Source organism: Desulfotruncus arcticus DSM 17038, assembly GCF_900113335.1.
Lineage (GTDB): Bacteria > Bacillota > Desulfotomaculia > Desulfotomaculales > Desulfallaceae > Desulfotruncus > Desulfotruncus arcticus.
Genome location: NZ_FOOX01000020.1, coordinates 67,657 through 81,577, shown reverse-complemented (window position 1 = coordinate 81,577; position 13,921 = coordinate 67,657). Strand labels below are relative to the sequence as shown.

At 47.0% G+C, this 13,921-nt stretch carries 15 protein-coding genes and 1 pseudogene; 14 read left to right on the top strand and 2 right to left on the bottom strand.

The window, feature by feature from the left end; translation table 11 throughout:
* Window position 1 precedes the first annotated feature (1 nt).
* The 4 genes and pseudogenes from BM056_RS21435 (at window position 2) to BM056_RS21420 (ending at window position 3,799) form a co-directional block, all read left to right on the top strand.
* Complete coding sequence (locus tag BM056_RS21435) at window positions 2-781, top strand: ATP-binding protein (protein WP_092474311.1); 780 nt, start codon at window positions 2-4, stop codon at window positions 779-781.
* Window positions 778-2,031, top strand: coding sequence for a DnaB-like helicase C-terminal domain-containing protein (locus BM056_RS21430; protein ID WP_092474309.1), 1,254 nt, complete (start codon window positions 778-780; stop codon window positions 2,029-2,031). Before BM056_RS21435 ends, BM056_RS21430 begins: the two co-directional genes overlap by 4 nt.
* Window positions 2,032-2,349: 318 nt before the next feature.
* Window positions 2,350-2,736, top strand: a pseudogene (locus tag BM056_RS21425) (HIT family protein); the annotation flags it as partial.
* A 118-nt stretch (window positions 2,737-2,854) separates the two neighbouring features.
* Complete coding sequence (locus BM056_RS21420; RefSeq protein ID WP_092474306.1) at window positions 2,855-3,799, top strand: toprim domain-containing protein; 945 nt, start codon at window positions 2,855-2,857, stop codon at window positions 3,797-3,799.
* 16 nt (window positions 3,800-3,815) lie between these two features.
* On the opposite strand, the gene BM056_RS21415 is transcribed toward BM056_RS21420, so the two are convergent.
* Complete coding sequence (locus BM056_RS21415) at window positions 3,816-4,304, bottom strand: hypothetical protein (RefSeq protein WP_092474304.1); 489 nt, start codon at window positions 4,302-4,304, stop codon at window positions 3,816-3,818.
* Window positions 4,305-4,733, bottom strand: a complete 429-nt coding sequence (locus BM056_RS21410; protein ID WP_092474302.1) for a helix-turn-helix domain-containing protein — start codon at window positions 4,731-4,733, stop codon at window positions 4,305-4,307.
* A gap of 354 nt (window positions 4,734-5,087) precedes the next feature.
* Between BM056_RS21410 and BM056_RS21405 the strand changes: the two genes are divergently transcribed.
* The 10 genes from BM056_RS21405 to BM056_RS21360 all read left to right on the top strand — a co-directional run bounded on the left by BM056_RS21405 (window position 5,088) and on the right by BM056_RS21360 (window position 13,887).
* The gene (locus BM056_RS21405) at window positions 5,088-5,717 is read left to right on the top strand and encodes a hypothetical protein (protein ID WP_092474300.1); all 630 of its coding nucleotides are present in this window, start codon (window positions 5,088-5,090) and stop codon (window positions 5,715-5,717) included.
* Window positions 5,718-5,783: 66 nt separating this feature from the next.
* Window positions 5,784-6,473: a hypothetical protein gene (locus BM056_RS21400; protein ID WP_238456591.1), complete on the top strand. Its 690-nt coding sequence runs from the start codon at window positions 5,784-5,786 to the stop codon at window positions 6,471-6,473.
* Window positions 6,474-6,537: 64 nt separating this feature from the next.
* A complete protein-coding gene (locus BM056_RS21395) occupies window positions 6,538-7,284 on the top strand; it encodes a PhoH family protein (RefSeq protein ID WP_165613650.1) in 747 nt (248 codons plus the stop codon).
* Window positions 7,271-7,660, top strand: a complete 390-nt coding sequence (locus BM056_RS21390) for a group I intron-associated PD-(D/E)XK endonuclease (RefSeq protein ID WP_092474296.1) — start codon at window positions 7,271-7,273, stop codon at window positions 7,658-7,660. Before BM056_RS21395 ends, BM056_RS21390 begins: the two co-directional genes overlap by 14 nt.
* Window positions 7,661-7,671: 11 nt before the next feature.
* Entirely contained in the window at window positions 7,672-9,939 is a 2,268-nt protein-coding gene (locus BM056_RS21385) for a DNA polymerase (RefSeq protein WP_092474294.1), read from the top strand.
* On the top strand, window positions 9,927-10,832 hold the full coding sequence (locus tag BM056_RS21380) for a PD-(D/E)XK nuclease family protein (RefSeq protein ID WP_092474292.1): 906 nt from the start codon (window positions 9,927-9,929) through the stop codon (window positions 10,830-10,832). Before BM056_RS21385 ends, BM056_RS21380 begins: the two co-directional genes overlap by 13 nt.
* On the top strand, window positions 10,832-11,167 hold the full coding sequence (locus BM056_RS21375) for a PDDEXK family nuclease (RefSeq protein WP_092474290.1): 336 nt from the start codon (window positions 10,832-10,834) through the stop codon (window positions 11,165-11,167). The genes BM056_RS21380 and BM056_RS21375 overlap by 1 nt, the downstream gene beginning before the upstream one ends.
* Before the next feature lies 1 nt (window position 11,168).
* Complete coding sequence (locus BM056_RS21370) at window positions 11,169-11,537, top strand: hypothetical protein (RefSeq protein ID WP_092474288.1); 369 nt, start codon at window positions 11,169-11,171, stop codon at window positions 11,535-11,537.
* Window positions 11,538-11,539: 2 nt separating this feature from the next.
* Window positions 11,540-11,983, top strand: coding sequence for a 4Fe-4S single cluster domain-containing protein (locus BM056_RS21365; RefSeq protein ID WP_092474286.1), 444 nt, complete (start codon window positions 11,540-11,542; stop codon window positions 11,981-11,983).
* Window positions 11,980-13,887 carry an anaerobic ribonucleoside-triphosphate reductase gene (locus tag BM056_RS21360; RefSeq protein ID WP_092474285.1) on the top strand — a complete coding sequence of 636 codons (1,908 nt, stop codon included), beginning with the start codon at window positions 11,980-11,982 and terminating at the stop codon, window positions 13,885-13,887. The genes BM056_RS21365 and BM056_RS21360 overlap by 4 nt, the downstream gene beginning before the upstream one ends.
* Window positions 13,888-13,921 lie beyond the last annotated feature (34 nt).

Genomic DNA, 13,921 nt, shown 5'->3' with positions numbered 1-13,921 from the left:
GATGGACGTAATAAATGACAAATGTTTGCTGGCCCAGCGATGTAAAAAGGCGGGCGAACCTGGACAGTGCAACCGCCTTTGCTTTCCTTACACCAAACTACAGGGCGAAACAGGCACGGGTGGGCTATGGGGGCTGGCGGACATACCGAAAACGTACCGTTTTATTATAGCTGACCAACTCCCATTCAGAAAAGCTAATCCAGCGGCCTGGGAAGTTATATGCCGTTATTGCAAACACGTTCTGGATTTCGTACAGGAACAGCATATGGGCCTTTACCTGTATTCAGTACCTAATAAAGATAACCCAAAAGGCAGCGGAACCGGAAAGACAACGGCAGCGGTGGCTGTGGTAAATGAATTCCTGGTGGCCCGCGTAATACAACATGTCAAAAGGGAAAAGCTCATCAAAAAAGTACCTGCCCTTTTCATAAGTGTCCCTCGTTTTCAGAATGTGTTTAATAAGCAATTCCGTGGCCCCAGGGATCTACATGAAGAAGCCAGCCTCAAGTATTACAAACTGAAAGAATTAATGATGGAAGCTGAATTATTGGTACTGGACGACGCCGGAATTAGGGAAAGCACGGCGGCTTTTAACGGGGAGTTTTACGAGGTTATTGACGAACGGGCTGTAGAAGCACGGGCCACAATTCTGACCAGTAACGAACCCCTGGCCACCATTGCAAATATATATGACGAACGCACGGCCTCCCGCATTGAGGGCTTTACCGTTCCCGTAAAATTCTTCGGTAAGGACTACCGGAAAGCGGGGTGGACTGAATGATAGAAGCCCAGCTTTTAAGTAAGGTGCTGGACGAAAAAGACCTCAACATATTACGCCGCTACAACGTAACGGCAAATGAATTCCCCACCCTGGGGCCTGTATATGGCTTTATTCGGGACTACGTGCGAGAACACCATATAACGCCCGACTACAGAACCGTAGTGGCCGAATTTGAGAACTTTGAATATATACCCGAAGTAGCCGACGACTTTAAATACCTTTGCCACAAAATCAAAGCCCAGTATGCCAAGCGGCAAGCCTTTGAACTGTTACAGCACCATGCCACAAAGAAGTTTTCAGAATTACCGGGGGACAAATTCGTGGAATGGTTGCGAGAAGAAGCCCAAAAGATTGAACAGGCAGCGGCCTTGGGCGATCAGGACGGCACTGATTACGCTGCTAACGGTCTGGAACGGGCTGACTGGTACAAAGAGGCCCAACAAAACAGGACACGGCAATTTATACCGACTCCTTATCCTAGTTTGACTGACGCCCTGGGAGGCGGTCTAGAACTTTCGGACTACGTGCTGTTGATGGCCTTTACGAACAGAGGTAAAAGCTGGTTGGCTTCACACATCGGCCTGGCAGCTTGGAATAATGGCTTCGACGTTTTGCACTACAGCCCAGAGTTGTCGAAACGACAGCAAGCTTTACGCCTAGACACCTTGGCGGGCCATTTTGACAATGTGAAGTTAAGGCGGGGCAACCTGGACAACGAACGCCAGTACATGGACTTTTTAAGCCAATTTAACGGCGAACACGAAGCACGCTACATTATTAAAACAATGGAAGACCTACCGAACGGGCTAACTCTGGAAGCAGTTGAAAGCGACCTGCAGACCCATAAGGAAACAAAACTGGTGATAATAGACGGCTTTAACCTTATGGCACACGGCAGGGGAAAAATGCGGGACGGTATGACTTACACAAGCCGCCGCCTCCGCCAAATCTTTGGCCGTTATAACGTGGCGGGCCTGGTGGTACACCAAACCCCTGGAGCCGCAGAAAAGGAAAAGAACAAAGATGAAGACGGCACTCGAATTGTAAAGCCACCGAAGCTGACGGACTACAGCGAAACCATAGCCGTAATACAGGACGCCGCTACGGCCCTTACGTTCGATCAGGCTGAAGGCGTGGGACGGCTGGCTATAGAGAAAGCAAGGGAACCAAGTGTGGGCCTTGTGGTTGAACTCCGTTGTGATTTTAACCTGGGCTATATCAAGGAAACCCAACTGACCGACATATTTTAAAATAACACTTTGAAAGGTAGGACTGTTTATGTCTGTACGTGAAATATGCGTTTGTAAAAATTGTATTTGCAAAGTGTGCGTATATACGGACGCTTGCTGTGCATATTGTGACGACGAAATGATAACCGAGTGTTCAATGTTTATTGAAGACGACGAAACCGTGTGCCCGTTATTTACTGAAGAAAATTGAAAGGTGGGGGCCTGATGGCAAAACCGCAGGATAAATGCTGGATAGCAAAAAAAGGTGGTAACTGGAAACCCATTCCCCTTCCTGGCACCGTTAACAAAATCACCTGTCACACTTATTGCATCTATGGCATGGACGGGCAAAAAACCTGTGACTTTTGGGAAGGCCAAAAAAATGACACTTGCCCATTCTGCAGCCCCGAAGAAACCGGAAGTATTATTGCCACGTCGGAACGTGTATTTGCAATATATGATAACTACCCAGTTAGTGAAGGCCATGCCTTAATAATACCTAGGCGGCATGTTGAAGATTATTTTGAGCTAAAATTCGGCGAGAAGAAAGACGTTTGGGCCATGGTTGAAGTGGTCAAGTCCTTATTGAACTACATTTACAGGCCCGACGGGTACAACATTGGAATTAATGTTTTAAGGGACGCTGGCCAAACAGTACCCCATTGTCACGTCCATTTGATACCCCGTTACAAAGGCGACGTTGAGAACCCAAGGGGTGGCGTGCGGGGCGTAATCCCCGGTAAAAAAGTTTACACCGTCAAAGATGCAGACGGTAACAAGTATATAAAATGGCTGGAAATAGAAGGCGATAAAGTGGCAAGAGAGTATAAAAAGGTAATTTCTAATGCGGATTAAAGGCTATACAACCCCCGTGGACGTAGCCGCCGAACTCAACAAATACGATTGGCGGCGGCCCAGGTGGACGGAAAGGAAATTTCAAGCCTGTTCCCCTTTTAGGGACGAATGGCACCCTTCTTTCGCCGTTCATCTGGAAACGGGTGTTTTTATAGACAGCGGAAGCATCAGCGACGAGTGGCGGCAGGGTAACTTCGTCAAGCTGTTGGCCTACCTTCGAAACGAAACTTACGAAGAAACCCAGGACTATTTACTGGAAACTTACTGCCCGACCTTGGGCAACCTGGACAGGCTAAAATTAACTTACGACCTGACCCTGGCTGAAGAAGCAAACAAGCCCCTGGACATGGCCGTTTTAGATGAATTCAATTACCGCCACCCCTACCTTGATAAGCAGCGAGGCATTGAAGAAAAGTGGCAAAGGGCCTTTCGCGTCGGGTACGACCGGAAACATAAGGCCGTAACCTTTCCCTGGTATGACCGAATGGGCCAACTAATAAACATCAAATTCCGAAGTGTCACGGATAAACGCTTCTGGTATTATGCCGACGGCCAACCAATTAAAAACCATGTTTACGCCCTTAACTTCATCTACAAAGCGGGCAAGAACCTGGCTTATATAGTAGAAAGCGAAATTGATGCCATTACACTTTGGCAAGCAGGCTTCCCCGCTGTGGCCCTGGGCGGGGCGAACCTGACTCCCAGAAAGCGGGAATTATTATTGCAAAGCCCTATAGAAACTTTCATATTGGCCACAGACAACGACAAAGCGGGCCGTCGTATTGCCCAGACCATAGCTACCGAATTAGTAGGCTTTAAAACAGTCCTGGCCGTTGCGTTACCTACCTCTGTTAAAGACGTAAACGACCTGACTAGCAATGAACTTCTAACCGTGGCCGCCGCCATCCAACCAGTGATCCCCCACTTTAATTGATAAAGGCGGGGGGCTTTTATTTTGCTGTTGCTGTATACCCGATTACCGATATGTGCATGGCCAGAACGAAGGAAAGAATTGCAAAGATGATTGACAGGCCCCACAGCAGCCAAATAAGGTATTTTGCACGCCTGCGACTTTTAAAGACGGTGTATCTTTTAGGAAACAACAGCAACAACCAATAGGAGGTAAAGGAGTCCAAAACATCAGTTACCGTTCCCCCGTCAATATAAATAGATGGCCGCCCCTTAACGGGGGCGTGTTCACTTTCTCCTACAACCCGGAGGGCTGCAAAATCTGAGTCCTGTAACTTGTCGTGGTACTTAATCCAGTTATCCCGTACCCGAAGTATTAGATAGGCAAATGACCAGGCCATTATTGAAGCACCAATTATCACGCCACCAATGAATAATAAGGTGTCTTCCAGTCGTAAAACAAAAGGCCACCCAAATTTTGCAACCAGCCATTTTTCCACCGCTAAAGATTCTTGCCAAATACTTTGCATTTAACTCCCTCCTTCTTCTTGTCCTCCTCCCCCTTTATTGACAAAATCCTTATAAATGTCATATAGCTTGTCGTACAGCTTGTGCTTCTGTTCTTCTGTCAAATTTTTATTTTTATTTATTTCCAATAGTGTCTTTTGTAAAGCCGTATTTTTCTCTAATTCTTCAATAGCGGGCAGTGGTATTTTTCGGTATTTATGAAATAATTCCGTTTCGTCCATTTCATAAAACCTAGCAAGCTTGGAAATTAAAATATCAGACGGTAATTTAAGGCCCCGTTCAATTTCTGATAAATAGGTGGGACTACAGCCAACTATTTCCCCCACCTGTGCTAATGAACAGCCTTTTTCAGCCCTCTTTTCCTGCAATAATTCACCGGCTTCGGCTTGTCGTAATAATTGCTCGGCTTTATCTCTAGCGGAAATAGCCATATAAAAAACCCACCCCAAGAAAATCGTAACATGAAAACTCTCTTTTAATTATGTCAACTATATATTATTCCCAAACAAAGCACAGACTTACGCAATAGATTACAAACCCCCAATATGTGGCTTATTGGTGCGGCAGCCAAACACTCCATAATGACATCCTGCACATTAATAATTACAATACATACGCTAACAGCGTACAGAGTACGGCTCATATATGAGCTGATTGCGTAGGTGTAGCAACTAAACTGGAGGTATTTTTATTTTTTTAAAATGAGGTGTCACAATTTAAAAATTTTCCGGTAGATAGCTTCCGAAAGGGCAACAAGCCAAAACACAAATAAGGAGGCACAAAACTTGGGACTTGCTGAAGCTGATCTGGCGGATAAACTGGCCACCCGGTACGCCGCAACCCGTGACACCGATACCTTTGATGAACTTTACCATGTTATGTATTCAATCGTAAGGAGGGATGCCAAAAGACATTATATTAACACAAGAATTTACGGAATAGCGTACGAAGATCTAGAGAGCATTTTTTTACAATGTTTATATGAAGAAGCATTGATCCACAAAGGAGGCGGGCTGTTTATAAGAAACTATAGAGCCAAATGCAATAGAGAACTGATAAAAGAAATAAACAGAAAAAAGGCCCAACGTAGATATAAAGAAGGACTACCGCCCATATACACCTCTGGGCTTGACCGATTAGAAAACCTTCGACTAAGTGGTAAATTCATAAGAAAAAGCCTGGAAGATGAAATAATAGACCGTTTAGACGCAAAAAAATTGCTTGCGGACTTTGTAGCGAAAGCCCACAAGCAATACAGCAAAATAATTCTGTTATTAATTGACGGATACACTAACGAAGAAATAGCGGCTGTATTGGGTAGCAACCGTTACAGCCCCAAGATTAGAAAAACCGTTTCACGGGCCAAAAAAACATATAGGCTGCATTGTGAAGCGGAATTATTAAAAGCAAGTTAGGTATCCTGTCCCTTTTATAGTACACCATCACAAAATATTTTTCAAATAAGGAAAGGGGATTTAATCATGTCAGTAATTACTGCAAGAGGCCAAGCCGCTGGTGAAAGTGCCAAAAAGAAAGCCCAAAGCGTTGACTTTAAAAAGGTATACATTCGTTTGAAAGACGGGGACAGTGTACGGGTAAGATTATTAAGCCCCATTGATTACGTTGAATATAAAGCCCATGGTGATTATGGTCTGGGCATTTACACCCAGCCCTGTACCGACCCAGCTAGCAAAAAATGTGCCCTGTGCGAAGCTGCAAACTCTGGCCTGGAAGAATTCGAAAAGCTATACGCCCGCAAACGCTACCTGTTTGCTATGGCCGATATTGACGATGGCACAATTAGGATATTTGACGCCACCAAAGGCCAAGCTGCAAACCTTATTGATACTATTGAAAGCTATAAGGACGACCTGGGCGAAGTGGCGTTTACCTTTAAACGCACCGGAAACAAAATGGACACCGTGTATAGCCTGAATCCCATTTTAAAACTAAAGGCTCAAGATAAAGAAAAATGGGCCAACTTTGACGGCCAAGTAGTGGATGACGAATTTTTTGATACAGTGCTAAATCCTCGCAGCCGCGAACAACAACTGGAAGACCTAGCCAAGGCGGGCTTTCCAATCAATCAACTGGAAGATGTGCCTTCGTTTGAGACCGAAGAAGCAAAACCAATACTAATGATGACCCTGACAATGTATTTTAAAAATTAATGCACCGCTGGGGAAGGCCGACTACTTCCCCTTTCTTTTTCTCTAATTGACGGGAGGGCGAAAAGTGGCAAAAAGAAAAGGCGGCGACATTAAATACAAGTGGCTTGAAGAACGGGGTGTAAATGTTCTAGCTAACGAAAGCCAATTTAATTTTGTGCAAAGCCTGTGGGCGTCTGTTGAAGAAGTACAAGCCGTCTTCTGCGAAGCAAGGGCAGGCACCGGAAAAACAACTCTGGCCGTACTATGCGGGGCGTATGAAGTAGAAGTGGGCCATTATGACAAGCTAGTTTATGTTCGAAACACAATCCCCTTGCGTGAAATGGGCTTTCTGCCCGGTACGGTTGGGGACAAGGAACTGCCTTACATGACCCCGTTAATCGGGGCTTTGGAACAAGTACAGCCTGGACTGTTTGAGAAGTGGACACGAGCCGACTTTACACGCAGGGAACCCCCAAAGGTGGAGGCCATAAGCACCGCCTTTATTCGGGGCCTCAACTGGAAGCGGGCTTACGTGATATTAGACGAAGCCCAAAGCTTTGACTTGGAAGAACTGCAAACCGCTTACACCCGCTGTGATGACGACTGCAAAGTGGTAACACTGGGAAGCCTTCGCCAAAATGATAACCGGAAATTAAGGCGGGTGGCTGGCCTTACCCCGTTTGAAATTTATATGGAACACTTCAAAAACATGCCTATGGTTGCCTTCCATAGCCTTGAAACTAATTACCGTGGATGGCTTTCAAACCATGCCGACGACGTTATACAAACCGTACAGAAGTTGGAAGGGGGAATTTTAAATGGCTGTGCGTGACACTTACCACATTGGCGTAATTACCGAACGTGCAGCGGAACTGGAATTTTTAAAAGAAGGCTGGTCAACGTACTATCCCACAACGGTGGAACGCTGCGACTTTATTGCCGTAAAATGGCCCCATGTCCTACGGGTGCAAGTAAAGACCGGAAGTGTGGAAAATCAAAACCGTTCCATTGTGGCCAAATCAAACCGGCCCTACAGCAAAGAAGAAATTGATGTGGTGGCCATTTCCGACCCCCAAAATGACACTTTCTATTTCATTCCCGTTGAAGACCTGAATGGAAATGTGATTCGGCTTCGGCTGGACGACTATGTGAACGACGTGAAAGATCCTAAAGCCCTGCCTAGCTGGGAATATAAGAAAATAGCATAGGGGGCGAACGCATGGTATTAAATCTGGACATGACCCAAGCATTGGAAAAGGCGGCTTTCAAGGAAAAGGAGGCCGCCGCCCGTGTGCAAGATGCCAAGACCAAAAAGAAAGCCCGGCAAAAAGCCACCGACTGGGATGGCCGCTGGGCACAGTTATTCGGCCAAGCCCAGTTTAAAAACAACGCAGCCAAAAGGGAACGGGCTATACAGGTAAAGGCGGCCTGTGAGGCTGGCACCATTAGCATGGAAACCCCACCGGAAAAAATAAGCGGCGTTTTAATTGAAGCTAAATACAGGGAACTGGAACGGCTGCAGCGGGACGACAAAATAAAAAGGCTATTGACCGCCAAGCCTGACAATTATCACTTAATCAGGACGGAAGAACAGCTTGACCAATTAATCAACGACCTTGACCTTGAAACTATTGTAGCCCTGGATACTGAAACCACGGGCGTTAATGTCTACAAAGACGAACTGGTGGGCCTGTCGTTGACCCTGCCCCAGGCTGATTACCACGTGTATATTCCCGTAAAGCATATGGAGGCTGGCCCCCAGCTTCGCACAAATTACGTGCTAAACCGTCTTAAGAGGCACCTCACGAACCCAGCCCTGGGCAAAGTGCTGCATAACGCCAAATTTGACATTCATATGCTGATACGCTACGGGGTACGCCTACAGGGTCTGGCCCATGACACAATGGTGGCCATGGCCATTTTAAACGAAAACGAACCCAGCAACGCATTGAAAAAACTGGCCACCAAATACGGAAAATATTTTGGCTTCGACGGTGATAGTGACACTTTCGAAGACTTGTTCAAAGGCCAAACCTTTGATGAAGTGCCTCTGGACGTGGCCCTGGTATACGCGGCCAAAGACACGCATTTAACCTGGGAACTTTACAATTGGCAGAAAAAACACCTTGCCAAACTTTCTGACCTTGAAAAGCTTTATGACGAAATAGAAAACCCCCTGGTAGAAGTCTGCGTTGATATGGAACAAACGGGCTTTCTAATTGACCAGGACTTTGCCCAAGAATACGGCCCGGAACTAAAGGCAGAAATTGAAGACCTGGGCTATCAGTTAAAACGACACTTCGGGGAAATTAACTTCAATTCTCCCGTGCAGCTGGCCGAAGTGTTATACGACAAACTGGGCCTGCCCCCCAGCAAGAAGCGGGGCAAAGATAGAAGCACCGATGTAAAGACACTTAAAGCTCTTAAAAACGAGCATCCAGGTATTGAAGTCCTACTGAAATACCGTGAATACACCAAATTACTGGGCACCTACGTTGAGGCTCTGCCCAATATCGTACAGGCGGACGGCTTACTGCACGGCACCTTTAATCAAGTAGCGACCGTTACAGGACGTTTCGCAAGCCGTGAACCCAACCTCCAAAACCTTCCGCCCAGGGCAAGACGGCTAATCATAGCCCCCGACGGCAAGTTAATTCTGGGCATTGACTTTTCCCAAATCGAACCGCGTGTACTGGCACACATGAGCGGCGACCCTCACTTCATGGAACCTTATTTAAACGGGGAAGACCTTTACAGCACCCTGGCGGCCCGTGTGTTTAAAGTGCCGCTGGCCGAATGTGGTGACGGCACAAAATACAGAAAGGCTATGAAAGTGGGCCTTTTGGCGGTAATGTACGGGACTTCCATGTGGACACTGGCCGAACAACTGGGCATTACCGTGGAAGAAGCCCACCAATTCATTGAAGATTTTTACCGTGAATACCCGCAGGTGTACGAATTCATTAAAGCGACCTGGCAGGAAGTAAAAGAACGGGAATACGTTACGACACTTTACGGGCGAAAACGCCGCTTCCCCGGCCACCGTGAGCAGGCCGTTATTTACGATAAGCTGGTCGCCCAAATATGTGCCATTACCGGGACTGCAACTGTACCACTGGACTATTGGACAAGAAAAGACATTCCCAGGGATTTAAAACACAGCTTTATAGCCGTTAAAGGCGATGTGGAACGTGTTCGCCGCATGGCTGTAAACGCACGAATTCAAGGAACCGCCGCCGACATTATGAAGCGAGCCTTGCTGAACCTGTACACCTATTGTAAAGCCAAAGGCTGGGCCATCAACGGCACTGTTCACGACGAAGCCCTGCTGTTAGTGGATAACACCGTAACACTGGCCGAAGTGAACGAGCTGGAAGCCTGCATGATCCAGGCCACGAAATTAACCGTGCCCGTCAAAGTGGACACCGAAGTAATGACCCGCTGGGGCGACGGCATTAAAAAGGAGGAATACAAATGGGCCGCTTAACCAACCGAGAAGGGGCCGCCCTTCTTCGTGAACAGATACAAAACGCTGAACGGTGCGATGTTTTGGCCAGGGATATAGTCAGGCATTTAAACGACATTCACAGTATCAACCCGCCCGTTGATATGGAAATTGAACGGCTATTGTTGGAGGATGAAAGATTGGCCCTGGAAAATGACACTTCCCACTTAAAATTCACAAACGGCCTTGTGACCTTCTCCCCATCAGGGGCCTCTAAATGTAAACGGGAACTGTTTTACAAGGCGTGCCAGCTGCAAGGCGACCCGAAAACCTTTTACCCGTTCCAACGGCGGCAAATGCGAAACGGAAGTGCTGTACATGCCGCAACCCAAAAAGACTTGCTTTATGCAGAAAAATACTTAGAAAAACCAAATTTTGAAGTGGTAAGAACAAAGGCTGGCCGCCCGGCCTGGGAAAAGAACATCAGGCAGGTAAAACAGTTTGAACACCGGGGCGTCCGTTTCCAAATATACGGCATGATGGACGGCGTGCTTAAATACACTCCCGACGCCACAAAGCTGGGCTTGGAATTCAAAACGAAATCCACCACCATATCAAGCATAGGTGATTACAAAATGAGGGACGCCCAAGAAAGCCATAAACAACAGTGCATAGCTTATTCCCTGATTTTTAACCTGCGTGAGTTTTTAATCGTCTACGAAAGCCTGGCCAAAGACAGCTGGACAAAAAACGAAAACGCCAAACCCGACCTCCGGGCCTTTTGCGTAGAGGTGTCGGACAACCAACGGGAAGCCCTGTTGGACAAATATGCAGAAGTGGCGGAAGCTCGATATAACGGCGAAATCCTCCCCGCTGAATTTGACAAGTGTATTTTTTGCACTTATAAAACCCAGTGCGAAGAGATGGCCTCGTAATGGCCCGAACTAATTACCAGAGGGGTTACGAGGTAGAAAGAAAGATTATGGAGCAACTGGCGGAACAAGGCTTTTTAGTCCTTCGTTCCGCTGGCAGCCACAGCAAAATTGACGTGCTGGGCCTACGCCGTGACCGCATTATTGCGGTACAAAGCAAACGCACCAAAAAACTTTCTTTCTCCGGCTATAAAAAGGAAGTGACCGCCATTCAAAGTGTCATTTTTGAATACGGTCTGGACAATGTAGACTTCGAATTATGGGTATGGGTAGACAGGCAAGGATTTAAAAAATGGGCCATAACGGGCCAGGACATAAAAGAAAAGGGGGCTTCTTAATATGGCATATAAGGATATAGGTTTCAACTGGGATGGCGAAGACGGCAACGACGGCGGCGAAGAAATGACCCTTTCTGAGGAAGGCATGTACTTTCCTGAAATAAATGTTTTTGTATCCTACCATGACTTGTTGAGGTACGCCGCTGTTGGCCTGATGAATACGTTAACCCTTCAGGGGGAACGGGTTCGGGTAGAACTAATACGAGTTAATCAAGTAATGGCCCAGACTCAAATTAGCTACGGATCAATGAATTACTTGTTAATCAATAATTTAACAACCAAATCACTAGATTTGGAAGTAAAACTAACCGAGATTTTAACCTTATTGGAAACCCTTAGCACAGAAGTTGTTTTGCGGGGGTGGTTATAAAAATGAGAATTACCGTAGGCGGCTTTACCGACATATCTACCATTGATGCGGGTAACTTACTGGCCTTTACGGTCTTCTTCCAGGGATGTAAAAAACGCTGTCCCGGCTGTCATAACCCAGAGCTACAGCCTTTTGACGGCGGCATGGAACTGGACATCCGGCAAATTAAAGACCGCATATGGCGGAACCGCGACTGGTACGAAGCCGTCGTGCTGGCGGGCGGAGAGCCGCTGGAACAGCCTGAAGCTTTGGAAGACCTTTTGGAATTCCTACGGGGAACAAATATTGAAAGCTGGCTTTATACGGGGTACGAACCGGACGAAATACCGGCCACAATTAAAGAACTGGCGGACGTTATAGTGGCGGGGCCGTACAGACAGGACCTTCACGCAGAGGGCTTCCCGGCGAGCAGTAATCAAAGAGTTGTAAGGAGGCATGAGGATTGATTATTAATGTAACATTTGAGGACGGCTTTGACCGTTTATACCGTAAATTCGTAAATGACCCGGTAGGCCGCAGGCTGTTAAGGCTGGAAGGTATTAGCCCCCGTAAAGTTGATGCGGGCCAGATGTCCCACGACTATTTCACCATGAGGCTGGCGGATAGTAGTGTGGACATGAACGCCAACGCCAATGAGGAACTCTCCGCCAACAACTACCAAGCCGAGGTAACGAAAGGCATTTTAAAGCTGGAAGGCTATTATTTATTGTGGCGGTATGCCAAGAAACGCTTTAATACCCGCAGGGCCAATGAATTACTGACGGCTATATGGCGGGGCGAATTATACTTTCACGACGCAAGCGGCTACGGAATACAAGTGCCCTATTGCTTCGCCTATAGCACGGCCCTATTGATGATAGAAGGACGGCCCTACGGGCAACTACACAGCACGCCTCCTAACCGTTCGGATAGTTTTGTGGCCCAGGTAATCGAAACCACAATGGACTTGTCACAGGAATTCGTCGGGGCTGTAGCCCCTGGGGACTTTATCGTGAACCTTTGCTGGTATTTGAAACGGGAAGGTATAAACCCCAAACAAATGGCCGACCGTAAATACATTCGTAACCAGTGGCAAAAATTTACCCATGTAATGAACAATAAATTTAGGGTGTCGGGCCAAAGCCCTTTCAGTAATATTTCCATTTTTGACCGTGTGAACTTAGAAGAACTGTTTGCTGAATACCGTTACCCAGACGGTACGGCTATAGACGTGGACTATATCATGCACGTTCAAAAAATTATAGCTGAATTTCACGCTCAAGGTGATCCAACGACGGGACTGCCTTACCGCTTTCCCGTAATGACCGCTAACTTATCGGTAGACGAAAACAGGGAACCCCAGGACAAAGACTTTACGGAATTCGTGGCCCGCACAAATAGTTCCAAAGGCGTGTTTAATATTTACGCCAATGAGGGAAGCAAAATCGCCATGTGCTGCCGCTTTGTTAACGACACCGAACGCATGGGATACAGGGCGGACTCCTTTGGCAACGGGGGCTTAAATATCGGTGCCCACCGTGTTGTTACTTTAAACTTCCCCCGGCTGGCTTTAGACGCCAACGGGGACATAGGAACCTTTTACAAGCTGTTAGACAAGCGGCTAAAAATGGCCCGTGATCTATTACTGGTACACCGTGAAGAAATACTCCGCCGCCGTGTGGAACGGGGTTTCTTGAAATTCTTTGAGCCTTTGAAGTGGTTTACTTTGGATATGTTTTTCAGCACCATCGGAATTCACGGCCTTTATGAAATGACCCATTTTATGAGCCTACCTATGGAAACCGCCGCAGGCCAGGACTTTACGGAAAATGTATTGAAAATGACGGACGGCTACGCCCTGGACTTCTCAAAAGCAACGGGGCACAGCTTCAATACGGAAGAAATCCCGGCTGAAAGCACGTCCATTACGCTGGCCCGCAAAGATCGGGTAATTTACGGCCTTGAGAAACAACCCTTTGAATTATATTCAAACCAGTACATTCCGCTTATTGCCGAAATTGACGCCGTGGAACGTGTCAAACTGACGGGCCGCTTTATGAAGCACGTTTCCGGCGGCGGTATCTTGCACTTAAATATCCAAAACTGCATAGAAAACGCCGCCACAATGGAAAGGCTGTTAAGACTGTCTTTAAAAGAAGGCGTGGAACACTTCGCGATAAACTACGGCTTTGGGGTATGCACCCAGGGGCACACAACCGTTGTGGGCACAGGTGCGTCCTGCCCTATCTGCGGTGAACCCATAACGGACTACATGACCCGTGTAATCGGATATTTTACCAAGGTTTCCAGTTGGGGCGACACCCGTAAGAATTACGAATACCCAAAAAGAAAATTTAAAAATGCGGCTTAAATCCGGGGGCCTTCGGGCCTCCTTTTTTTGCCTT